The sequence below is a fragment of the Ammoniphilus oxalaticus genome (assembly GCF_003609605.1).
GTDB lineage: Bacteria > Bacillota > Bacilli > Aneurinibacillales > RAOX-1 > Ammoniphilus > Ammoniphilus oxalaticus.
This window is the reverse complement of record NZ_MCHY01000001.1, coordinates 121,265-145,470: the sequence shown is the minus strand read 5'-3', so window position 1 is coordinate 145,470 and position 24,206 is coordinate 121,265. Positions and strand designations below refer to the sequence as shown.

Annotated in this window: 20 protein-coding genes and 1 pseudogene; 4 read left to right on the top strand and 17 right to left on the bottom strand. The window is 42.1% G+C overall.

Features of this window, described 5'->3' with window-relative positions; all coding sequences use genetic code 11:
* Positions 1-173: 173 nt before the first annotated feature.
* The 3 genes from BEP19_RS00730 to BEP19_RS00720 are packed head-to-tail and all read right to left on the bottom strand — an operon-like array spanning position 174 to position 2,393.
* Complete coding sequence (locus BEP19_RS00730; RefSeq protein ID WP_120187946.1) at positions 174-1,136, bottom strand: NAD(P)H-dependent flavin oxidoreductase; 963 nt, start codon at positions 1,134-1,136, stop codon at positions 174-176.
* A gap of 22 nt (positions 1,137-1,158) precedes the next feature.
* The gene (locus tag BEP19_RS00725) at positions 1,159-1,407 is read right to left on the bottom strand and encodes a hypothetical protein (protein WP_120187945.1); all 249 of its coding nucleotides are present in this window, start codon (positions 1,405-1,407) and stop codon (positions 1,159-1,161) included.
* A gap of 50 nt (positions 1,408-1,457) precedes the next feature.
* Complete coding sequence (locus BEP19_RS00720) at positions 1,458-2,393, bottom strand: hypothetical protein (RefSeq protein ID WP_120187944.1); 936 nt, start codon at positions 2,391-2,393, stop codon at positions 1,458-1,460.
* A gap of 208 nt (positions 2,394-2,601) precedes the next feature.
* Here BEP19_RS00720 and BEP19_RS00715 point away from each other — a divergent pair, with 208 nt between their 5' ends.
* A complete protein-coding gene (locus BEP19_RS00715) occupies positions 2,602-2,787 on the top strand; it encodes a twin-arginine translocase TatA/TatE family subunit (protein ID WP_120187955.1) in 186 nt (61 codons plus the stop codon).
* A 74-nt stretch (positions 2,788-2,861) separates the two neighbouring features.
* Here the strand turns inward: BEP19_RS00715 and BEP19_RS17450 are convergent, their stop codons facing one another.
* The 4 genes from BEP19_RS17450 to BEP19_RS00700 form a co-directional block, all read right to left on the bottom strand.
* On the bottom strand, positions 2,862-3,035 hold the full coding sequence (locus BEP19_RS17450) for a hypothetical protein (protein WP_170145202.1): 174 nt from the start codon (positions 3,033-3,035) through the stop codon (positions 2,862-2,864).
* Positions 3,036-3,201: 166 nt separating this feature from the next.
* Complete coding sequence (locus BEP19_RS00710; RefSeq protein ID WP_120187943.1) at positions 3,202-4,095, bottom strand: cation diffusion facilitator family transporter; 894 nt, start codon at positions 4,093-4,095, stop codon at positions 3,202-3,204.
* 215 nt (positions 4,096-4,310) lie between these two features.
* Positions 4,311-5,570, bottom strand: a complete 1,260-nt coding sequence (locus BEP19_RS00705) for an erythromycin esterase family protein (RefSeq protein ID WP_170145201.1) — start codon at positions 5,568-5,570, stop codon at positions 4,311-4,313.
* 169 nt (positions 5,571-5,739) lie between these two features.
* The gene (locus BEP19_RS00700) at positions 5,740-7,812 is read right to left on the bottom strand and encodes a methyl-accepting chemotaxis protein (protein WP_170145200.1); all 2,073 of its coding nucleotides are present in this window, start codon (positions 7,810-7,812) and stop codon (positions 5,740-5,742) included.
* Between the two features lie 473 nt (positions 7,813-8,285).
* Between BEP19_RS00700 and BEP19_RS00695 the strand changes: the two genes are divergently transcribed.
* A complete protein-coding gene (locus BEP19_RS00695; protein WP_120187940.1) occupies positions 8,286-10,442 on the top strand; it encodes a sensor domain-containing protein in 2,157 nt (718 codons plus the stop codon).
* A 252-nt stretch (positions 10,443-10,694) separates the two neighbouring features.
* Entirely contained in the window at positions 10,695-12,428 is a 1,734-nt protein-coding gene (locus BEP19_RS00690; RefSeq protein ID WP_245983193.1) for a methyl-accepting chemotaxis protein, read from the top strand.
* Between the two features lie 346 nt (positions 12,429-12,774).
* Here the strand turns inward: BEP19_RS00690 and BEP19_RS18240 are convergent, their stop codons facing one another.
* The 8 genes and pseudogenes from BEP19_RS18240 to BEP19_RS00650 all read right to left on the bottom strand — a co-directional run bounded on the left by BEP19_RS18240 (position 12,775) and on the right by BEP19_RS00650 (position 22,441).
* Positions 12,775-13,233 carry a CAP domain-containing protein gene (locus BEP19_RS18240; protein WP_425452694.1) on the bottom strand — a complete coding sequence of 153 codons (459 nt, stop codon included), beginning with the start codon at positions 13,231-13,233 and terminating at the stop codon, positions 12,775-12,777.
* A 12-nt stretch (positions 13,234-13,245) separates the two neighbouring features.
* A pseudogene (locus BEP19_RS18235) lies at positions 13,246-14,111 on the bottom strand (stalk domain-containing protein); the annotation flags it as partial.
* 548 nt (positions 14,112-14,659) lie between these two features.
* Positions 14,660-16,123 carry a sensor histidine kinase gene (locus tag BEP19_RS00675; RefSeq protein WP_245983191.1) on the bottom strand — a complete coding sequence of 488 codons (1,464 nt, stop codon included), beginning with the start codon at positions 16,121-16,123 and terminating at the stop codon, positions 14,660-14,662.
* Between the two features lie 127 nt (positions 16,124-16,250).
* Positions 16,251-17,120 (bottom strand): hypothetical protein, encoded by an 870-nt coding sequence (locus BEP19_RS00670; RefSeq protein WP_120187936.1) that lies wholly within the window; start codon positions 17,118-17,120, stop codon positions 16,251-16,253.
* 108 nt (positions 17,121-17,228) lie between these two features.
* Positions 17,229-17,876, bottom strand: a complete 648-nt coding sequence (locus BEP19_RS00665) for a response regulator transcription factor (RefSeq protein WP_120187935.1) — start codon at positions 17,874-17,876, stop codon at positions 17,229-17,231.
* Positions 17,877-18,833: 957 nt separating this feature from the next.
* On the bottom strand, positions 18,834-20,303 hold the full coding sequence (locus tag BEP19_RS00660; protein ID WP_120187953.1) for a multicopper oxidase family protein: 1,470 nt from the start codon (positions 20,301-20,303) through the stop codon (positions 18,834-18,836).
* Between the two features lie 304 nt (positions 20,304-20,607).
* The gene (locus tag BEP19_RS00655) at positions 20,608-20,880 is read right to left on the bottom strand and encodes a hypothetical protein (protein WP_211329283.1); all 273 of its coding nucleotides are present in this window, start codon (positions 20,878-20,880) and stop codon (positions 20,608-20,610) included.
* Between the two features lie 151 nt (positions 20,881-21,031).
* Positions 21,032-22,441: a sensor histidine kinase gene (locus tag BEP19_RS00650; RefSeq protein ID WP_245983197.1), complete on the bottom strand. Its 1,410-nt coding sequence runs from the start codon at positions 22,439-22,441 to the stop codon at positions 21,032-21,034.
* Positions 22,442-22,553: 112 nt separating this feature from the next.
* Between BEP19_RS00650 and BEP19_RS00645 the strand changes: the two genes are divergently transcribed.
* Positions 22,554-22,775, top strand: a complete 222-nt coding sequence (locus BEP19_RS00645) for an SHOCT domain-containing protein (protein ID WP_120187933.1) — start codon at positions 22,554-22,556, stop codon at positions 22,773-22,775.
* 52 nt (positions 22,776-22,827) lie between these two features.
* Here BEP19_RS00645 and BEP19_RS00640 read toward each other — a convergent pair whose 3' ends face one another.
* Both BEP19_RS00640 and BEP19_RS00635 read right to left on the bottom strand, forming a co-directional pair.
* Positions 22,828-23,544: a response regulator transcription factor gene (locus tag BEP19_RS00640; protein ID WP_120187932.1), complete on the bottom strand. Its 717-nt coding sequence runs from the start codon at positions 23,542-23,544 to the stop codon at positions 22,828-22,830.
* Positions 23,545-23,701: 157 nt separating this feature from the next.
* Positions 23,702-24,082, bottom strand: a complete 381-nt coding sequence (locus BEP19_RS00635) for a hypothetical protein (RefSeq protein WP_147393751.1) — start codon at positions 24,080-24,082, stop codon at positions 23,702-23,704.
* Between the last annotated feature and the right edge of the window lie 124 nt (positions 24,083-24,206).

The window sequence follows — 24,206 nt, the reverse complement described above, 5'->3', positions numbered from 1 at the left end:
CTCATGGGAATCGAGGATTCCAAGGAATTAAGCGGAGATTCTCCTGCTAAAATGTCGGCAGGGTCCTGCGCAGCCGGATTCAGTGGAACCTAACCATGATTCACCCCCAACACAACACAGGCATAGGAAAGCATTTCCTACGCCTGTTTCTTCTCATATCGCCGCCTCGCTGCTCACTTAAATACATCCAACGTATCCCCGCTCGCTAACAACTGGACTTCCTGAACCAACCGTTTGACAACGGATGTCGCGCTTTCAATCGAATCGATTAAACCGACCGATTGTCCACAGTTCAACCAACCCGCATCCGTTTTGCCATCGATCGCGGCGATTTTGTTTCTACCTTTTATGTAAGGAAGCAACGTGTCTACACTTGGGTTACTTTGCTCGACCGCTAAAATGTCATCTACATACTGACTTTTCAACACGCGCGTAACGCGCCCGATACTGCGTTCAATCACCGTTGTCGCATCATCATCCGCGTCCAGCAATAAACGCTTGTAAGCGTCATGCGCCTCACACTCGGTTGTTGCGACAAATCGTGTGCCGAGTTGGACCCCTTCAGCGCCGAGCGCAAATGCCGCCAGGATCCCCCGTCCATCACTAAGTCCACCCGCAGCGACAACGGGAATGGAGACAACTCGAACAACCTGCGGAATGAGTGAAAATAAAGTCATTTCCGCTGGTCCAAGATGTCCGCCCGCTTCATACCCCTCACAGACAACGAGATCAGCCCCCGCCTGTTCAGCCCGCAACGATTGATGGACAGTCGAAGTCAACACGAGCGCTTTCAGGCCCGCATCTTTAAAAATGGGAATGTATGGACGCGGATTTCCCGCGGAGATACTTACAGCTCTAATTAGATGCTTGTGATCTAAAATCGCTTGAACGATCTTATCGTTGTCCGCATGCTGACTGATCGGAAAATTGACGCCAAAAGGAAGCTCCGTTTGTTCAGCGGCAAGTTTAATTTCACGACAAAAATTTTCCACAGTCCGTCCCGCCGAACCGACCACGCCAAATCCGCCGCCATTCGACACCGCCGCAGCAAGCGCGCCATTGCCTACATAAGCAAGTCCGCCTTCAATAATCGGATATTGAATCTCCAACAATTCGCAAACACGATTATTGCTCATTCGTCCATCACACTCCACTCCCTCAGATGGATAATCGTTGCCTCTCTTTTGGAGCTGTTCTCTTTTCCCATTTTTCAACAAATAAAGCAAGTTGTTCGTTCGTTGTGATGATCGAATCTTTTTGCTGCATCAACACCTCGATCGCATCCAATTCCCCTTTTTCAAAAAGCAGAACCGCTTGCTCCTCAAGTTCCTTTATCTTTTGAATTCGCAGTTGAATGATCCCGCGAAGACGTTCAAACCGCTGAGTAAGAATGCCAATCAACTCCAAGCTCGATCCCTTTACCTAAAAAGTTAGGCCTGGTCTCGTCTTTACATAAATTACGTAAGCTCGTCCACAATTTCTTTTAGCTTAGATAGCACTGTTTCGTTCTTTTCCTTTTCGCTCATCAAACCTTTAATCGCTTCTAGATTATTTGAGGAGAAGTGACCGACCACTTCGTCTTTCATTTCGTTCGAACGTTGTTCCAATTTGATCAACGCCCCCATTAAATCATCCACAACTTCATCTACAATCGTTTTTTTAGCTTCTACAACTTGACTCATGGCAGCCGCCACCTCCATAAATGATTTATCTTCTTTCGCATTTGCTTGAGTCTGGAGAGTCTCTCCCCCATCCTCTTCACGCCGCGTTTCTTCTGATGCATTGCCAACTGGTGCTTTGGAAAGCACCGCCAAACTTGTCTGATCGATCTGGAACCGCTGATCATACTCGGGTAAAAAGAGACATTTTTTCTTTCTATATCCCATTTTTACGTCGAGCAGTTGCGCAATTTCTCGTCGAGGCACTTGTGTCGTTTCATGCTCAGTCAAATAATGATACACTTCGTCATTCACAAATTCCCAATTTGTTAACAGCCAGCGTCCATCCACCAATTGCGAAAAACGATGATCCGCTAACAACCCAATTCGTTCAAAAGCGAGACTCCATGAAATTTTATTTTTCGAGCGTAGCCTTCTCAGTAACTGTTCTTCCGTCATCGGCGCGCCTGTATCCATCTTGTTTAGGATTTGCGACACTGCCTCGGCCACGGGACTCGGTTTTTGTTGAAACTCAATAATTGCTTTTGAACTGCCTTCCTGAAAAGGGGAGTTGGCTTCATCGAGCGCCGCCTGAATAATCTGTTCAAAATCAAGCGAATTGCCCGAATTCAGAATCTCTAATCGATGAGATATTTCCTCACGGGCCAATGACCTCTCTCCAAGACGGAAAACTTTTTTCATTAAACTGATGGGCGTGAAGATCTGTCCAATCATCGCTGTCCGACCCCCTAACTCTAAATAAAACCAACTCTCAAAAATTGGTATATGTTCAATATAACATGTCTGTATACGTTTGTCTCACTTTTACGACGTTTTTATTTGAACAGTAAAAAACATAAATTTAAAAGTAACATTGTGAAGTCATTGATTTTCCGTTAAACTAAGAGGGAGTAATGTTTCCTTAAAGAAAGGTATGATCTTAATGCTTCAAAATATTGGTGTTCCAGGACTTGTTCTTATTTTAGTCATTGCCCTTGTCGTTTTTGGACCGAACAAATTGCCCGAACTAGGTCGAGCTTTTGGCAGAACGCTAAAAGAATTTAAAGATTCAACAAAAGGGATTATGGATGACGACGACAAACGGGACGATCTTAAACAAATAAAATAGTTCTTTTCAGCGCGGAACCTAGTGAACAAACGCCACCAGGTTCTTTTTTTTTGCGCCTTGCTCCCCGTCCTGCATTAATTCAAGAACCGACGATCATTCGGCAGCGAGACGATCATTTTGATTTCTAACAAAATTTTTTCAATCTCTTTAATATCTTCTTTATATAGTTGACTAAGGTGGCGATGACCTTTTAAATGTCGTTGCGTTTGTTCCAATCGATACTGTAAATCCAATACTCTTAAATCCATCCTCCCAAACCTCCATACGTTCAATTTCAATACCACGATAACTTTATTCTGTAAAGGGTCGTAATATGCGTAAATAGGAAAAAAGCCCAGTTCCGATAGAACTAGGCCTGCTCGTATTAAGATGGGAGCTGGAAGACCTTTCGTTTCAAACACGAACGAGCGCGTGTTAAACGAAATAAGCGGCGAGCAATTTTTTATCCGGCTCAATGTGGATATGAACATAATGAACATGGTGGATCTTTAACATGATATGTTCAATCTCATTGCAGATCGCATGGGATCGAACGATATCGAGCTGCGGATGAACGTGGATGACGACATCGACAAACACCGCCGCGCCATAGCTGCGCGCTTTAATGTTGTCAACCGCCCGTACTCCGTCAACCGCTCGAATCGTTTCCACATAGCGCGGCAATAATTTTTCATCAAATCCGTCGGTCAGTTGGTGAGCCGATTCTGTAAAAATATCCCACGCCGTTTTGCAAATCATAATCGCAACAACGACAGCGGCAAGTCGGTCTAACCAAGGCAACCCCCACCCCGAACCGAAAATGCCAATTGCCGCCCCGACACTCACCCATACGTCTGATAAATTATCTTTTGCCGCGGCGAGCAATGCGGGGCTTTTCGTAACCGCCGCTAGCTTTGTATTATAACGGTACACAAAATACATCACCCCAGCAGAGATTAATGCAATCCACGCAGCCCGCCCATCTGGCACGACAGACGCTGGTTCATACAGTAATTGCTGGAAAGAATCCCAAATAATTTTTAGTCCGACACTCATCATGATAAATGAAGCGACGAGTGAAGCGATGGACTCCGCTTTCAAATGACCATACCTATGATTTTCGTCTGGCGGGATCCGCGAAATGCGAATTCCGATTAATATAGCAACGGATAAAACGATATCCGTCGAATTGTTAAGACCATCCGCTAAAAGCGCTTCGGAGTTAAACCAGTAAGCGGAGATGAGTTTAAAGATTGACAAGAAGAGATACGCCGCAATACTAATCCAAGCGCCTCGTTCGCCTCTCTTGTCAGTTTCTAACAACACCATTCCCCACCCATCCTTTCTCTATAATCAACGTCATTGCCTTGTTAATCTATCGTAACAGCAGAAGGTGATGTGGGTCTAGGGAAACGTTGTTTCGCCGCCCAAAAACTGTTGCCCAACTCAAACTCATTTGTCTGAGGTAAACTTTTAGAGCATCTATTTTCCCCAAAAAAACACGAGTACAATCCAAGTCGGATTGCCTCGCGCATAGAGTACGCTTATTTTGGGAGTAACGGTTTAACCGGGCGCGTCTGATCAATATGGATCAACGCATTATACCGATCCGATAAACGGGTTGCCACATACGTTTGATACTCCACTTCATGTGGTCGGTAAACCGCTCCAATTGCTCGTTGCGGAATCGAAGTGGAAAAAACAGGTTCATCTTTCCCAAAAATCAAGAGTCGATCTTCCGCTCCCGCTTCGTGAAGGAGCGCGTCCCAACTTCCCTCAACCGCAGGCGGAACCTCCATCACTTGTAACGGTTCGTTCCAAGCCGTCGATGCAATCACTTCCCCTGAATACGTGGAAAAACCAAGGATATATACTTGATCCTCTCCCTTTTGTTCGCGGATCACTTGTCCTTCATTGACGAAACCTTCCAACGGCATTCCTTCCGTCGCCCGCGCATCGCCAAAGTGGGTATTGTGTCCCCAAACGATGATCTTGCTTTGCTCGCCATGATATTCCATCAACCGATAGATCATATCGACCATATGGTATACTCGAATGTTCCAGTTGTCTGGTCCTTCGGTCGCCATCGAACGCCAATAGCGCTCTGAATTGCGCATCACAAAAGCATTAATTTCATCATTGAATTGTTCATCGTCTATATCTTTGAGGTCTTTTCTGCTCTCTACCACTTTTTGATAGAGCGCTTCCACATCTTCCGCGACCGACTGCCCAAAAAACATCGCGTTTAATCCGTAAATTTGCGGGTTGCGTTGGCTCGACTCCAAGTTCGCGTAGATCATCTTAGCCATGGCCACCAGCTCGTCTGATTCGGTCCGTTCTAAATATCGAATGACTTCCTCAAGAGACTCCCACAAGCTTTTTACATCATTTCCGTAAAAACCTATTTTCTCTTCTTCCGGTAGCTCACGATTATAATCCTTCACCCATTCAATAACGGGAATCATCTCTTCATTGCCTAACACCCAGGATGGGTAGTAATTGAACAGTTGTTTCAATAAAGTCTTCAAATCTGTATCCTGATGCGCTTTGCCTTTTACATAACGATTGAGTTCAAAACATGGAGGCCAGTCACCTTCAACGACAACAGCATTGAACCCTTTTTCGACAATGAGTTTCTTCGTCATCTCAAATCGCCATTTATAAAATTCCGCGCTGCCGTGCGTCGCTTCACCGAGTAATACAATCGGAATCTCTCCGATTTCATCCATTAAAGGTTCCAAATCTTGACTCGTATGTAACGGTTTAGCTCTTTTATTTATTTCATCGATGATCTGTTGTTTCATATCGTCGTCGCCCTCCCCCGATAGTGGTTGTTGTAACCGCATTCACTCTTTGATGCCACAATACGTGAATCTTCTTCATCTTTCATCGTATATGCCATGCAGCTCATCGTCAAGTCAGATTGTCAACCTTCTCGCTAACGGGGGTCGATTGTGTATAATCCGACCCTTTTTAAGCGTCCTCCGTCTTAAAACGTTTAACCAACTCCTGTAATTCTCCAGCCATTCCAGATAGTTGTTGGGCTGACGCCGCAATCTCTTCCATCGAGGCTAGTTGTTCTTCCGATCCCGCAGCCACTTTCCTCGTATAGGAGGCAAACTGCTCAGAAATATGTGAGACTTGCTCAATCAAGCGGACCAATTCCACTGAAGAAGCTTTCATCTGTTCCGTAGAAGATGAGACCTCTTGCATGCGATCACTCACGTTATTGACAGATTCGGTGATCTCCGCAAAACATTCACCTGCGTGATTCACCATCGAGGCGCATTGCCCAATCGCAAGTTGTCCACTTTGATTCGATTCAACCGTTTTCTTGGACCCTTCTTGAATCTCAACAATAATCTGGTTCACTTGGTTCGTCGATTCATTGGATTGCTCCGCCAACTTACGAATTTCATCGGCGACCACGGCAAAACCCCTTCCATGGTGTCCTGCTCGCGCCGCTTCAATCGACGCATTCAGCGCCAAAAGGTTGGTTTGCTCCGAAATATGACGAATTAAATCCATCACCTTTTCAATCTCGCCTGTTTTATCATGTAAATCCTGGATAACTTCTCCCATTGCTTGACTGGCATGACTCACTTTTCTCATTTGCTCAATAGACTGATCGATGACCTGTTTGCCTTCCTCCGCTAATTGAGACGTATCCGTCGCCACATCCGCCACCGTTTGAATCTCATCCACAATCAGCTGGATCGCGCCTGACATCTCATCCACAACGACTTTAGCATGTTGGATATCCGTTACTTGCTGATCTTGGCCCGATGAAATTTCCTGAATCGAAGTTGCAATTTCGCTTGAAACATGACTTGTCTGTTCACTGCTCGCTGTTACCTCTTCCGATATGCGGGCAACCATCCCAGAATTATTCGTTATGCTTCGCGTCAACTGATTCAGGTCACTCGTCATTTGATTGAAATGAACCGCGAGGCGATTGATTTCATTTCGTGATTGTTCTTGATCTAAACTGATTTCCATCCTTTTCGTCAAATCGCCTTCAGCCACATGTTGCAGCGCTTCTACAATCGTTTCAACGGGCCGCGTGATTGAGCGAGCAATCAGCAGAGCGCAAACGATAATGCCTACGATACAAACGATCACAATGATCGTAAATAAAGACATCAATTGATTACGTAACGAAGTGGCCTCACTTAAAACGTGGGTTTGATCAATTTCAGTCACTAATCCCCACTGCAACAACGGAATATATTGATAAGCCCCGACAACATCCGTCCCCTGCGCGTTCGCATAAATACCGGAGCCACTTTGCTCATTTCCAATCGCTACAGATGCTTCCGTTTCAATCGCCTGGTCCATGTTCGTTATCGATTCCGCTGGGGTGACCAATAACCCTTTCCGATCAACGAGGTAGACTTCCGCGGATTCTCCAAGCTCTAATTGTTGAACCCTTTTCATAATTGTATCGAGTAACACGGCGCCCCTCATCACCCCAACAATCTCACCGCCTTGATAGATTGGAACAGCAACCGTAACCACATAATTTCCTGTTGCCCTTGAGATCAATGGCTGAGAAAACGTCTCATTTCCTGCAATCGCCGCCTGAAACCACTCTCTATCGTCAACGACAAAATCGTTCACCTCTTGTTCCGTTTGAATCCGAGCGGAGCCGCCCGCGTGTTCAATCCCAGAAAAGCCTACCCCATTGGCATCAACCGAAAAAATCGTGTCATAAAACCCTTTCGCATCAGCCATCTTTTGCAACAAATGGTCAATCTCTTGCTTATCCATTTGTTGCGCCGCATTCAACTCAGCTAAATAACGCATTTCATCCTGTCTGACTTCTAACCAGGCCGTAATAAACTCCGCATTCGATTCCCCAATGGACGAAAGATTTTCAATCTCTCCCGCCATTATAAAATCCTGTGTCTGCCGGACTTGATAAAAGGATAATAAACAAACAACAATTAAAGGAATGATCGACATGATTAAAAACCATGTCAATAACTGCGAGCGTAACTTTCGTGATGAGCCGAACAACCTAGACAACCGACTTTCATTCATCATTCGTTCCCCTTTCGCCCATTTCTCTGTGGAAAAAAGGCCGCCGTTTACTTGGGTAGAGCTCAGTTCGTATAGATTAGGAGATATCATTCCTGGTTTGGTATATTTTTCTAATCCTGTATAAAATTATATTTTAACAACTGTTTATTTTCAAGACTTATCCCCTATAAACTTTATTTTTTTTAGGTGATTAGTTGCGCTGAGACGGACCGTCCCGCCTTTTGTTGTCCATACTTTCGAGCCATTTTATTCATAGACTTTTCATAGGTATAGGGCTATACTCATACTAAACTAACACAATAACGGTATGGTTAATGATGGAAACGAAAAGTAGCCATTTATATTTGGACACTGAGGCTTGGGGTGAGGAGTGTATTCCATTTATTTTGTAAATAAATATAAAAAATCCACCTTTCGTTTGCATTTTTGATAAAGCGCGCCATATATGTTCAGTTTGGTTAAGGGGTGGTAAAAAGGTGAAAAGCAATCCATTAGTTGAGTTTCGTTACCCGCTTGATTTATCCTTAAAAAATTTGCTATTTGAAAAGGATGAAAAATTAAAAGACGTACTGAGGGAACTCGCCGATATTAAATTTGCTTTAGACCAGTCTTCCATCGTCGCGATTACGGATCACCGCGGGAAGATTCTTGAAGTGAATGAGCAGTTTTGCAAAATTTCTCAATATGATCGTGAAGAATTACTTGGTCAAGATCATCGGATTGTAAATTCCGATTATCACTCTTCAGATTTTTTTCGAGACATGTGGGCGACCATTGCAACAGGGAATATATGGCGTGGCGAAGTGAAAAACAAGGCCAAGGACGGTTCTTTTTATTGGGTCGACACAACGATTGTTCCTTTTTTAGATGATGATGGGAGGCCATACCAATATATTTCGTTACGCAACGAGATCACAGATCGGAAAAGGATGGAGCAAGAATTAAGGAGGAATGAGGAAAAATATCGTTTAATTACGGAAAATTCTTCAGACCTCATTTCGATTATAGACGGGGAAGCTAATTTTCAATATGTGTCCCCTACGCATACGATTCATTTAGGTCACCGCTTAACGGAATTAGAATCGGGTAATTTACTACAATGGGTCCATCCTGAAGATCGAGAAATCGTCTCCCATGGGATTCAACAAATGTCCGTGACCAAAATGATGTCCTCGCAGTTGGAATTCCGTGTCCAAAAGAAAAGCGGGAACTATATTGATGTGGAAGCAAGAGTCAGTTCGATCTTAAACGAAACCGGTTATGTTCTTAGCTTCGTACTCGTCATGCGCGATATTACCGATCGCAAACAATCCGAACAAAAAATTTACCATTTAGCTTACCACGACACGTTAACTCAATTACCGAATCGAAGATTGTTTATGGACCGAATCCGCAAAGAAGTTCGTTACGCGAAACAGTTCCAATCGCAACTAGCCATCATCTTTCTTGATGTCGATCGCTTTAAACAAATTAATGATTCCTGGGGACACGAAAGCGGCGATCTCGTCCTAACCGAAGTGGGCAAAAGGATTAAACAGTCGATCCGCTCGAACGACCTGTTAGCCCGAATGGGCGGTGATGAATTCACCGTGATGCTCACCAATATTACAGACATGAAAGAAGCCGAACAAGTCGCTAAACGGATTTTGGACAGCTTTCAAAAACCAATTAAAATAGGCAAGAAAAAACATACGATTACATGCAGTTTAGGAATCTCCTTTTTCCCATCTGATGGAAAGAGCGCGGAAGAACTGATCAAGCGAGCGGATATGGCGCTATACGCCGTGAAAGATCAAGGGAGAAATGGCTATTTATTTTTTGACTCCGAAATGGAACAGCGTTCCCTGGAACGAATTTTGTTAGAGTATGAACTGAAAAAAGCGATTGAACTAGAACAATTTTACATGGATTACCAACCAAAAGTCGATCTTAGCACAGGTTGTTTAGTTGGGATGGAAGCTTTGGTTCGTTGGAAGCATCCTGAATTGGGCCGAATCGCGCCAAATAAATTTATCCCCGTCGCCGAGGACACAGGGTTAATTGTTCCGTTGGGGGAATGGATTATGCGACGTGGATGCGAACAAGCGGTTGAATGGCAACGAGCAGGCTATCCCCCTGTCAAACTATCGATTAATCTATCGGTTCGACAATTATTCGAGCCTGATCTGCTCCCTCAGATCAAAGCGGTTCTGAAAGATACAGGTTTGGAACCCCAATGGCTTGAATTTGAAGTGACCGAAAGTGTTTTTGCGGATCTAGAGGATGCATCGATCATCCTACAACAAATCAGAGCGTTAGGGATTCATATTTCAATGGATGACTTTGGAACCGGCTATAGCTCATTCAGTTATTTGCAACACCTCCCGATCGATACATTAAAAATCGATCCCTCCTTTGTGCGAGACATTCATTTAAAAAAGGAAAGTCAGGCGATTGTAAAAGGAATCCTGTCGATTGCCGAAACACTAAATTTGAATGTAATTGCGGAAGGTATTGAAACAATCGAACAATTAACAGTATTAAGTGAGGACGGCTGTAGTCAAGGGCAAGGCTATTTATTCAGCAGACCACTGTCTAGTCAACAGTTCGAAAATTACCTACAACAGATGCAATGTAATAAAACGAACAGCTAATATAGATCAACCTTTAAAGTGAGTCGGGATTACCTTAAATACTCGACTCTTTCGTTTGCAAAAAAAGAGACTACCCTATCGAGGGTGAGCGTAAAGTCCCGTCCCAAACTGCTAGAATCAGTTTTCAAAGGTTTATTGTCAATAAAGAACTAGTCGCGTGGACCTATTGCCATTATAATGAAAACAAGTAGATTTCCAATTATTCTGGTAATTGAAAAGAATACTGCTTATAAAAAAGGAGGGGGAGCGTCTGTGTTTTTCACTAGGAAACCACAAGGTTGGAAAGAATATATGAAACAATCCCATTCAACCGACATCTCGAACATCGAGGAACAAGCGAAAAAAGAATTAAATTTTCTTGGCATCAATCAAGAGACGTTAACCTATGTAATCGAAGCGGCGCAAGTGTTACGACCACATAAAAATGAAATCATCGATCGATTTTATGGACATCTCCTGACCGTGGACCATCTCCAAAACATCATTGCCCAACACTCTACGATTGACAGACTGCGTCAAACGATGGATCGATACCTTGAACAATTTTTTCAGGGGGAAATCGACCAGGAATATATTAAGACAAGAAAGATCATCGGCCATGTTCATAGTCGGATTCACTTAACTGCTGACCATTTTATTTCTGCTCATCATTTAATGATACATTCCATGACTTTAATTCTTATGGAAAATATGCGCCGTGATCCTCACCGAATGATGCAAATGGCGCACGCTGTCCAAAAATTAGCCGCTTACGATCAGCAACTAATCGTCAATGTATATATGGAAGAAACATTTAAGTCTTTCTTATTTAATGTCTCCGACCTCCTAAACGATACCATTGAAGTCGATTCGATTAAAGAACTCGTCACCTCCATGGACAAGCAAATAGAGGAAAGCCACAGTGTTGCCACTGCCATGGGAGAAATTAGCGCAACGATTCATGAAGTTGCCAACCACGCGGAAAGAGTCGCGGACGGATCCGACACCGCGGTACAATCGGCAGACCAAAGCAAAGTCGTCATCGACGAGGCGCTAAACAACATTGAGCAAGTCGGAAAAGTCTATGTTCAACTTGTGGACCAAGTCAGTTCGCTAAATCAAGAGATTGAACATATACAACAGATCGCCAACATCATCCAAGAAATATCTGAACAAACGAATTTACTCGCTCTCAACGCTGCGATTGAAGCGGCTCGGGCTGGAGAACATGGCAGGGGTTTTTCCGTTGTAGCGGGAGAAGTTCGCAACCTCTCGGAGCGAACCAAGCAACAAGTAATGCAAATCACGACGAACCTCACGAATTTACGAGATGTATCCGCCCAGCTTATTCAACAAATTAAACAAACAGGCGATCAAGTTGATCAAAGTGTTGCGGGCGCCGAACATGCCGGCGACGCGCTATCCAAGATCATTACCGCCATTCAGGAAAATAGCGAATCAAATTCACACATCGCAACGATGACAGAAGAACAATCCGCTGTCGTCACAGACATCTCAGAACGAAACTCTTCGATTCATGATCACAGTATTTACACGCAAGGAATTGCAAAAGAAACGGCAAACAGAGTTTTTCAACTCAGCAGTGAAATGGATCGGATTCGAAATAGCTTTTTCCAAATCAACATTAAATTAAATGCAAAAGATTTAGTCCGCGTCGCAAAAACGGACCACCTTCTTTGGAAATGGAGAATCTATAATATGCTGTTAGGGATCCAAGCCGTGGACTCCAGTCAAGTTACAACCCATCAAGAATGCAGATTAGGTAAGTGGTATTATGGCGATCTGCCGCAACACATCAAAAATAGCGCTACATACAAGGAATTAGAACAACCTCACCAAGAAGTTCATCACTATGCGAGACTGGCAGTAGAACGTTATGAACAAGCAGACCTACACGGAGCGGAAGAAGCATTGAAAAAGCTAGAACAAGCGTCAGAAGTGGTCATAGCCATCCTGACAGAGTTAGAAGCCAGTTTAGATGTTTGATCATTTGGGGTGGGAGCCGGTCTCCCTCTCCTATCGCTGGACTTTCTGGAAGTGGCGGGAGAACGGGCGGATTAAGGGGAGTTTCTCCCGTGAATTTCCGTTTTATCTTCTTTTTTCTTTCATAGGGTACAAAGGGTACTCCCATCGATGCGCGTATTCCTCCAACATATAAGAAGAGTCCATTTTTCTTTTGTCATAAGAACCCCCTGTTCTCCTCAATTTCGTGAATATTTATCATAAAAAGGAGACTTCTAGCGCTTTCCGAAACTCCCCTCACCCTATACGGTTTAAACGAATCCATCCCTTGTATTGTTGCTATCAAAATAGACGGCCTGTCGCGAAACGATTATGGCGTGACAAAGTTTTCAGTATAATAGTTTCCTTTCACACCTACTCCTAGCGTAGCGAAATCATTATTTAAGATGTTTTTTCGATGACCTAAGCTATTCATCAATGATTCATGGGCCTCAATTGCGTCGATTTGCCCCCAGGCAATATTTTCACCGGCCGTTCTATATTGAATCCCGCTTTTCCTTAGACGTTCCCCGTATTCAATTCCCGAGGATGAATCATGAGAGAAGAAATCATTGATCGCCATATCCAGGCTATGCCCTTTGGCCACCTGGGAAGCCGCCTGATTCCATGTCAGCAAGCTCGCGCCGCGTCTGATTCTCGCTGTGTTCGTTAAATCAAGCAATTGTCTTTCAAAAGAAGCTTCGATCCGTTCTTTTTCTTGAGCGGTTATTGTAGTTGGAGAGTCCAAGTTGAGATGACCACCGCTATATTGATATCCATATCCAATCATTTTTGACTTTATTAATGTATCAATACTGATCATTCGAATCGATGAAAGGGTAGGCGCTGAACTTTGATGTAGGTCCATATAAAAAAGAATAGGAACGCCATCGACTAGGCTCAACTTTTTTTCCGCCTTAGTATTATCCACAGTAAAATGAACCTGATCAAACTCAAATTTCACTTTTGGAGTCAACTTATATTTCCTCTCTAATTCACTTTGCTGCCCGCCAATTTTAATGCCATCAAAAATGAGTCCTTTCCCATTGGCATAAACGTCTACAACTTTTCCATTTTGAATGCCGATTTGAATGTACTTGTTGAGATCCCCGTTATAAATCCACCAATCATAACCAAATGAACTACGATCTTTGCGCTGTGGCTCCCCTAAAATGGATAGAATTTCCGATGAGGATTGTCCAATAGAAATGCCATATAGGTTGGGCGCGCTCACACCCGTTTTTTGATCAGATACAATCACCGTGTTATTTGCGGATACCCACTCAACATGCGCCCCGAACGACTCACTAATGAATCGTAAAGGAACATAGGTTCTGTCGTTATTGATCACAGGCGGGCTGTCCAAATGGATCTGATCATGATTGATCTGGGCCATTTTTTCACCAACCTTAATTTGGACGGTATTCGCCCCTTTAGCAGGTGGATTTGACGCGCGCGCTCATCCCAAACAACTTCCGCGCCTAACGATTCACTAATAAACCGAATCGGAACCATCGTTCGACCCGAAGTCCCATCTATGAACGGCGCCGAATCTTTCAAATCAATATTTTTTTTATTGACAATAATCTTAATCGGATCGGAGCTTGCTTCTGAAATTTGAGGCAAAAGAAAAGCAACACACACACACAAACTTAACAAAAACCTCATCTAATCCCCCATTTTCAATTTTATAGCAAAAGACTGGCCCCTTGGCCAGATGAAGCTCGAAAAAGATTGATAGCATACTTTTTATCATTGAGTGACTTTTTCAATAGTAAAAAGCATTGAGTTGAGGACATTATACCTACATCCCCAAATTTTGTCGATCATTTATCCATCTCATTATCAAATAATCGTATTAGGGTCAACACGAGTGATATCCAAAATCCGATGGCCGATTTTACTCCCAGTCTCTAAAATAGCCCTAAACCATTCGCATATCACGAAGATGTAGGGCTATTTACTACTTGGCAATGTACATCCAAGTTTAATTATTATCCATTTCTGACACTAATGTTAGTTATTTCTCTTTTTGATAAGCCAGTAAATTTTGAAAAGAGGATGAGAAGCAGGATATAGAGCCCGATTTTTTCTACGTTCTTTTTAACTTTATCTTCAATTAAAGAATACAAGATCAAAACAATATTAAAGAATTCAGGACTCTAAGTAGATAATCCATTTATAATCAACCCTTCATACTTGGGAAGATTAAATGGTTATGAACTTGTAAAAGTTAGTTTAGCTGTTGTACCTTTCCCTAGCTCAGAGGAAAAACTAAGTTCTGCTCCATGATTCAACGCAATCTGTTGGCAAAGGGTTAGACCTAAACCTGCTCCGCCACCAGAGCGACTGCGAGAAAGATCTACCCGGTAAAACGCTTTTGTAATATTATCGAGATGCTCCTCTGACATTCCTTTGCCACTATCTTGAATAAAAATCACTTTACGATCACCCTCTAGCTCAGCGACTAGCTTGATGATATCTCTCGGTTTGCATGCTTTTATCGCGTTATCTAATAAATTAACAAGCAAAATATGCATGAGATCTGCATCGCAAAAGAGCATGTCAAATCGACATTCATAGATTATCTTAATGTCTTGCGCTGTCGCTTTCAGCGACATAGCTTGTTTAATCCCCCGAACCAATTCTTCCAAACAAACGTCGCCTCGCTCAATACTATTCTCACGAAGGGTGGCCATATCGAGTAAACGATAAGCAATATTTTGCAGTCTGCGGCTCTCAGACATGATATAGTTTGTCGCAAGGACCTTATCCTCTTCTGTGCAAACAACCTTCTGAATATACTCTGCATATCCATAAATCGTAGTAAGAGGAGTTCGTAACTCGTGAGCCAGATTATCGACAAACTGTTGCTTCTGTTCCGCTGCAGTAGCCAACTGCATGATCTGACTTTTAATTTCCTCCGCCATATGATTGAAACTTCTAGCCATTTCGGAAAGCTCGTCTTGTCCAGATACAGGAAGTCTAGTATCGTATGCTCCGGCCGCAATGCTCCGAGACATATGAGAAATTTGCGTGAGAGGCTTAAATATTCGATTCAGTAATAATAGAAGTCCAAAAGCGAGTAAACTGGAAAGAATCAATCCTGCCAAAAACAGCATGTTTTTCATTTGATTCCATGCGGCAATGGAATCCGTCGTATCATAAAAATACACCATTGTATAATCATCAAATGGCGCTGGAAGCTTACCTGAAACCATAACATACGTACGTCCTTCAGATTTTTGCGAGGAAACTAAACGATCTCTAGTTTTATCCAGTTCCAAGGAGCTGCTCTTTACGATATTCTGCGGCTGATCCGAATAGACAATCTGATTACCCTTGTAGAGCGCCAATTTCACTTTTTTATCTCCTGATAAATAACTGTATGGCTGAAGCAGAGCACCCAGGGAGTCTTCAATATCAATTCCACGGTTTTCCACAGCATAAAAATCCTTAATCAGCGAAGAGGTGATAAAGTAATGTTCTCCTAAACTTTTCTCCTCTGCACGCGCAATCGTATCTTTGAAGGTCGTGATCGAAATAATTAAAATTCCCAAATTGAAGAAAAATAGAAAGAGCATAAGTGTGGTCAAAAAAGTTCGATATTTCATGGGTTTACCTTCAAAGGATAACCCCACTTGTGGACCGTCTTTTGGATTTCTATCAAAATAATTCATCTCCCTTTTTAGATTGATTACGGATTGTTTGGTTTATAGCGTTGTTAAAGGAAAGATTCTTTTTATCAGACGAAGAGCCGCCAACATGTGGCGGCTAGATTTTACATCGTAAAAACGTGGTTTAATCTCATTCCATTTCCTTTAGAGAGGGAGCCTCGTTATCATCGACCGAAGGCGTTGCCTTTTCCTGCAACCGCTTCATGTCCCTTTCAGCTTGTTCCAACGCGTACTTCGTTGGCGTACTATAGCCGATACTTAACAAGGCCTTATCGTATCGGGAGAAAGTCATCATAGCCATTTCCCCATTTTCCCCAGTTACGTACATCGTAATATCCGGATCATTGTTACTGTATCCTTGGTTATTGTATTCCACCGACTTAATCGGTCCATGAACAACATTGTATTTTTCCGCTAACTTCCTTGCTCGTTCAACATATTCTTGGGGGTTACTAGCAAGCTTTGAATCATAGGCTAATGAAATCTGTTTATCCAGTGTTCTGCTGCGGGCTATTCCAAATAATTCTCCCGTCACTGAGTCGACTTCGAATGAATAACTACGCTTGCCATTGATGTACACATCTGCATGCCATCGCGAACGGGGAAGATGTTCGACTGCCTGGTTGTAGCCCATTTGAATCTCCTGCCCTTCCAAGTTCAGGTCAAATATCTCCCACAGGGCCTGAGCGCCGATTTCCGCCGCAACTTCTTTGGCCATGTCCTTGCTAGTCGGCATCTGATTGCGGTAGTAATCAAGGTTTATTGTTCCCACCGTGTAATTTGCTTTTTGGTAGCCTTCTGGCAAACTATATTGCGCAGCTGGGGATGTACTGACTGCATCAATCGAATAGGTTGTAGGAACTCTATCCGTTTTTTTCAATTCCGCTGCCGTTACTCCTTGGATAATTCCCTGGAACAGTAGTGGACTAGCGCCAATAACGGTTACGGCAATCAACGCGGTTCTTTTCCATCCTTTTCTATTCAATCTTTCTGTTTTCATCTCAATCTCTCCTTATCGTTTGTTTGAGCTTACAATAACAGTATAAAATGGCGAGATTATAGGATTGTCATCAAGTTATTATGAAGTTGTAATATTATTTTTTTCTATCTAAATTTCCAAACGATAACCAATTTTATAGACCGTTTTAATTCTAGATTCCATGTCTAACTTCTTTCTTAGCTTTTGAATATGAACGTCCACCGTCCTTGTATCCCCTTCATAATCATATCCCCAAGCAAGCTCTAACAGCTTATCCCGTGATAGAGCAATATTACGATTGTTCACCAACACCTCTAATAGATCGAATTCTTTAGGGGTACATTCAATCGGAGATTCATTCAAAAATACTTGTCTGCTCTCAAAATCTACCTTTAGCCCATCAAGCTCAAAATGCTTGCTTTCCTTTTGGGTACGTCTTAACACAGCATCCACTCGCGCCAACAATTCTAAGATCTCAAATGGTTTGACTAAATAATCGTCAGCGCCGAGGGTCAAACCCTTCACCTTATCCATTAAGCTACTTCGCGCCGTCAGGAAGATCGTAGGTGTCTTTTCCATTTGCTGAAAAACCTCATAACCATCAATTTCTGGAAGCATGACGTCCAACAAAACGAGATCCACTTCGTTTTGTGTCAACTCATCAATAGCTGCCCTACCATCAAAAACGGAAATACATGTATGTCCTACGGATTGTAGATTTCTTTTAATTAATTCATTGATTGGAATTTCATCCTCAACAATTAAAATTGTTGCCACTAGGATCACCTCATGATTAGCATAACATGGAGATGTCATCGAGTTGTAAAAGACGCTCTAGCATTTAAGCAGTTAATGGGATCATGCAAGGGTTTTGTACGGGGAATAAATATATAGGAACGCTTCGAGTTGATACATTGTCTTTTAATTAGGAGGTTTATAAACGGAAAAATATTAACATATTTTTGGTTGTTTCTTTCCCCTATATCAATAGTAAGTTGTTCAAGTGATAAATATCTATCGGGAAAGGAAGGGCTTATTAAGCGAATGGATGTTTCAAATGTTTCTATCCTTATTACAAGCTTTTGGCATCATGAAGCTACTTTTCCGATTTTCCCGTCCACCATATGATCTTCATCCGCCGATCTTACATCCAATCCGATATATCGAGCACCAGGTTATACACGACCTTTTTATTACGATAAGCCATGTATCCATTTTTGAATATTGGTTTCTGCTTCAAATTGTAGTAGTTCATTTTCGTATGGATGTATGAGAGTATTTTCCGTTCTTTTGAAGATGGCTGAGGTATTCCTCAATCATGTCCTCTACACCTTTCACTTAGATGCCAAGTTAACTTTTGGATTTTAAACCCTTTGGAAATAGTGGAGGTAACTTTCTCACGCTTAGACCTTGCTTTAATGGTTGTTATCGCCTGATTCCCGCCATTAACTTTTTAAATAGTAATGGGTCCCTAGTCTGTTCAGGCCAAGAAAAGTCATATTATATGTCAGAAAGAATATCATACGTCAGTGCTATGAGATCTTCTCTTGGATTATCAATTTGATCTCTTCCAGCAGGCGCATATGTCTATAAATAGTTCTATTCGATTATCTCGAATTGATTCACCTTTATACTACCCATACTTAACGACGGGCGGCGAGTCTCTATTCATTTTGATCCTTGCTTATTGGAAAACTCAACCATAGATGGCCAGTCAGACAAGCAAGAAGACAATTACTCTACTTTCACCTGCCCCATCATCCCATTGTCTTCATGCTCTAGAATATGACAGTGATACATAAAAATCCCAGGTTCATCGAATCGGACCGCGAGCTTCACTCGATCTCCTGAATCTAAAGAGACTGTATCTTTGTATCCTCGTAAATTTTCAGGCGGTAATTCGTCATTGATTGAAATAACCTTAAATTGGGTACCATGAATATGGAATGGATGAATCATGCCACCCATTTCATCTGGTTTATTGTAAATCTCCCAAACTTCAACTTCCCCTTTTTTCTGGGTAAAATCAATTCTATCTATATCCAATTTCTTCCCGTTAATCGTAACATCTTCCGCCATGCCATCTAACACTATTTCCTTGGTCACCTTCATGCTCTTTTCCTCGTCAGTTACCGCAATGGAATTCATTTGCTTCGGAATGTTTACGTTATCTCCCCCTGTTCGCTCCTCTTTCACATTGAACGGTAACACAACAGTGTCCTCGCCTGTAAGTAAAGCGAGCTGATCCGTATCTTGTAATTTAGAAAAATCAACTACAATTTCCGCTCTTTCCGAAGGGGTTAATTGTAATTCCTTTAATTCAATCGGTTCGTTTAACAAGCCTCCGTCTGACGCAATTTGTGTAAAGGCCTGATCATTACTCAACTTAAACACATAGTTCCGCATGTTCGAACCATTTAACAAACGCAAACGCACCTTTTCCTTTCCAATGGTTAAGCTCGGATTGACTGTGCCATTGACTAATAGAGTATCCCCCATCATTCCATCTTCATCTTTCACTTCAGTAAAATTCAATTGCTTCTCTTCATCGAACGTCTTATCTTGAATAATTAATGGAAAATCATTTTTGCCGTATTCGTTTGGTAAATCCAGTTGATCCGCTTCATCGTCTTCAATATAAAACAATCCCGCAAGACCATTAAAAACCTGTTCGGCTGTATTTCCTAATGGATGGGGATGAAACCAAAGAGTGGCCGCTCCCTGATCGACTTTAAACGTAATTTCTTTGCTTTCCCCCGGTTTGATCACACTATGAGGACCTCCATCGGCCGCTCCGGCAATAACCAACCCATGCCAGTGAAATGTCGTATCCTCATCCAAACTGTTCTTCGTGTTAATGTGGACGGTTTGCCCTTTTTTCACTTTTAAAACCGGGCCTAAAAACGAGGAGTTGTAACCTAACGTATCCGTTTGGTAACCATCGAATATTTCTGTTTGACCCTTTTGAGCATCAACCGTATAATGAATTTCGTCTTCTGTTTCCTTGTCGCTCTTTAAAATGGGCGGCAATTTCAATTCATTTTCTCCAGTCGAATGATTTAAATCGGGTTCGTGATGATCATGTCCCATAGCCATCCCATCCATTGAATGATCTTCAGGTTCAGCCACATCACCATCCGTCTTCGCGCTACACGCGCTTAACACAAGGGCGCTCGCCAAAATTAAAAACAACATTTTCTTCATTTCCAAACACGCTCCTCTTATTTATTATTTGTTCCTCTTTTCTTTTTGTATAGCGCGACAACCACGCTGTAAAGTATGTACAACCCGACTACATATAAAATAGGTTTCATTATTCCCAACAACGAACTCAAGCTCATATCATCCATCGTTTTTCTCCCCTCTTAAAGTCCTTCTATATTGTGAGTTTACGGTAAACTTGTGTAGAAATTATGGAGTTTATTACAATACCTACTTATTTATGTTATTTATAAATCTAGCTTTTCAACCAAAAAAACAACCAGATCGTTCGATCCGGCTGTCGCGCTTATGATTCCTTCATATTATGCATCCAATGATTCCCGCCCATATGACGATGATGGCCTTTCATCATCCCGCCCTCACCGTGGCAGTCATTGTACATTTTTTTAAAAGTTTCATCGGATGTATGGGGATGCATTTTCTTCATGAACGGCAACATGTCTTCGAATGTTTTTTCATTTCCGCTATTAGGGCTCACAGATTCCGCCGCCCACACTCCCCCGATGCCGCCTATGACCAACAATGCAGCTAGCGTTCCACCGATCACCATCTTTTTCATTTCCTGTTCCCCTCCCACGAGAAGTATTCTTCTTTACACTTTTAATAATAGAAGATACATATGTGGAAACTGTGTAGAAAAAGTGTCGAAATGATCACATCCCATCAACATAACGACCAAGGTTCATTGTTAACTACTGACTCAGATCACCTTAGGATTTAGCTTGATCTACAAATACAAGGGGTAAATTCACTTTAAACGTCGTCCCTTCTCCCTCGGCGCTCTCGATCTGTAAATAACCTTGATGCTTTTCAATAATTTTGGAGCTGATAGCTAAACCTAACCCAGCGCCTCCTGTTTGTTTAGAGCGTGATTTTTCCACCCGATATAACCGTTCCGTAATAAAAGGAAGTTCTGCTTTCGGAATACCCGGTCCTGTATCTTCGATCTCGATGATAACTTCCGCTGCATTCCGCTGATAACGAACAAAAACGCTTCCGCCCTCAGGGGTATAATAACGCGCGTTATCCAAGATATTGATAAACACTTGTCCCAACCGTTGACGATCTCCTTTAACCATAATTTTTTTCTCGGGAGGACAATATTCAATGAGAATCCCTTTTGCATCCATCGACGATTCGACGACTGAAAGGGTGTCAGTCAGGACGTCTTCTAAACAGATCTTTTCCCAGTGAAACGAGAAAACCCCTTGATCAATTCTGGCTAAATCAAATAAATCTTGCACCAATCGTTGCAGGCGTTCGCTCTGTTCATTAATAACCGTAAGATACTCTTGTTTTTCTTCGTTAGACACGTCGTGACCTAATATTAATTCGGAATACCCTTTAAGATACGTTAATGGTGTTCGCAACTCATGACCAATATCGGCTAAAAAGTCATTGCGTTGCTTCTGATAAAACTGAATTTCCCTCGACATATGATGGATCGAGTGGGCAAGTTGAGCAACCTCATCCTCCCCCCTCAACGGCAAATAAAAATCATAATTCCCCTTTGCAATTTCACTAGTGACTTGCCTCATGACAAGCAGAGGACGAGCGATCATTCTCGAAATTAAAAACAAGATACCGCCGACAATAATAGCGGAAGCGAGTCCGATCGTGAGCAAGATACGTTGTAATGATTGAATTGCCTCGCGAATCGGTGTTGTGGAACTAAACAAAACAACGGTTCCCGCTTCCTTGCCGCCCTGGAAAACAGGCGCTTGATCGACAAGGAATGGTTTCGAATCCCAATCTTGCTCGACCGTGGCTCCAAATTTCATTTGTTTCTCATATGTCATATCCAAATAGTCGTGATGTTCGGAAGTCATGTTGTCAGATTGACCTAACACATTTTTATCCGAGTCTAAAATCACCACCATAAAGTTAGCGCCTACTTCCATGCGTACAACATGGTCAATCGTACTGTCGTTGAAATAATCGCTTAAAACGGCGGCATGACTTTCTGTTCTCTGAGTCAATTCTTCCCACACATGCGAAACATAGAAGGAAACAAAAAACGTATACACAATGTTTCCAAGGGCCACTGCAATCAGTAAGAAGACACCGAACAGTAATAGCCCTAATTTGATCGTCACTCTCGTTCGAATAAACTGCGCCATCCGCCCCAAACTCGAACACCCCCTTTTTAAAAAACTTTTTTAACGCAACGCATTCCACATGAAATCTTCATATTTATCTTTTATAATAAAGACTAAAGGGGGCGCAGAAGCCATGATGCATATGATGAATAATATGGGTGTACATGGTTTTAGCATGTTTTATTGGATGCTTTTACAATGGGGCCTTCTCCTAGGAGGAATCTATCTGTTTATTCGTTGGATTAATGGAGGTAAAAAAGAAGATCCCGCCCTTCAGATTCTACGCGAACGATTTGCCAAAGGGGAAATTACCGAAGAAGAATATAGGGATAAAAGAAACGAATTGCTTCGTTAGCAGAATTAGATGGTAGCATTTATAAAAGAGCCTCATATAAATGAGGCTTTTTCTATTGTCCTTTATACCCTACTCCCCACACCGTTTTAATAATTGAATTGGCATCCAACCCATGTTTCCTTAATTTTTCCCGTAAATTCTTAACATGGGTATCGACCGTGCGTAGATCCCCCTCATAATCCAAATCCCAGATCATCTCTAATAATAGTTCACGATTATAGACGCGCCCCTTATTCGTAAGAAAAGTATACAATAATTCAAATTCCTTTGGCGTGAGTTCGATCGGTTGTCCATTCGCAAAAACAGAATGGGTTGTGGGATCAATCGTAATTCCATGGGACTGTGATTGGGGTTCGGTCGGTCCTTTTGGTTCAGACCTCCTAAATAACGCTTCAATTCGAGCCAATAACTCCATTTCCTCAAAGGGTTTCGTAATGTAATCATCCGCCCCTAATTTGAGCCCTTTCACCTTATCAACCGTCTGATCCCGAGCCGTTAACATAATAATGGGAATATCACTAAAAGATCGAATTTCTCGACAGACTGCCCAACCATCCTTATATGGCATCATAATATCTAATAACACCAAATCAAATGAGCCCTTTTTCAACATATCCACAGCCTGATCCCCACCTGATGCGGTTAGAACATCGTACAGGCTGTCTCGCAAATACACTTCCAACAACTTTCTCATTGGCGCTTCATCATCTATAACAAGCACTCGGTGAGCTTTTTTCTTAGTGAACCACGCTCCTCCTTTGCGGAACATACTTCTGTATCGTTCTAGGCTAACTTATAACTGTGAAGAAAGTTTGAAGTTATAATAATGGACTGCTACCCTCCGATCCACAAAGTCGCTCAGGTGGGTAGGGCTGTTTAAGCGCTTTAGACAACAACATTTGGGTCACGAGCAAATGACAAGGTGTCTAATATAGATTTCTTTTATCATAGCGGATACTGTGGACGATATTTTCGCTTGTCCAAAATTCTATTTTTGAATTCCTTTTTCTATCTATGTAGCCTATAATATCCGCGCCTTGTTCATGTCTCATATAAAAGTTTTTGCCATATAAATCTATAACCTTGCTTCGATTATTTCCAATTGATACACCTTTCGACGTTATGTAACCTATACTTGGACCCTGTAACCAAATTCTTTTAATATAGAGTTCTTTATCGACAAGTAATTCTAATCCGCTTTTATACTTATGATTTACGTGATTATTCGGGTAAAAAGTATCAATGTTATGTAATGTATCTCCATTTATCAAGGGGAAATATTTTTCCCCAAGATTTAATCCATTCATATTTTCCTCGGATAAGTCAGTATGGAATGTGTAGAATTTTAAAAAACAAATGAAAGCGACTATAAACAGAAACAGTATGATACCCTTTATTATTTTCATATCATTTTCTCTCGTTCGCTCGGAA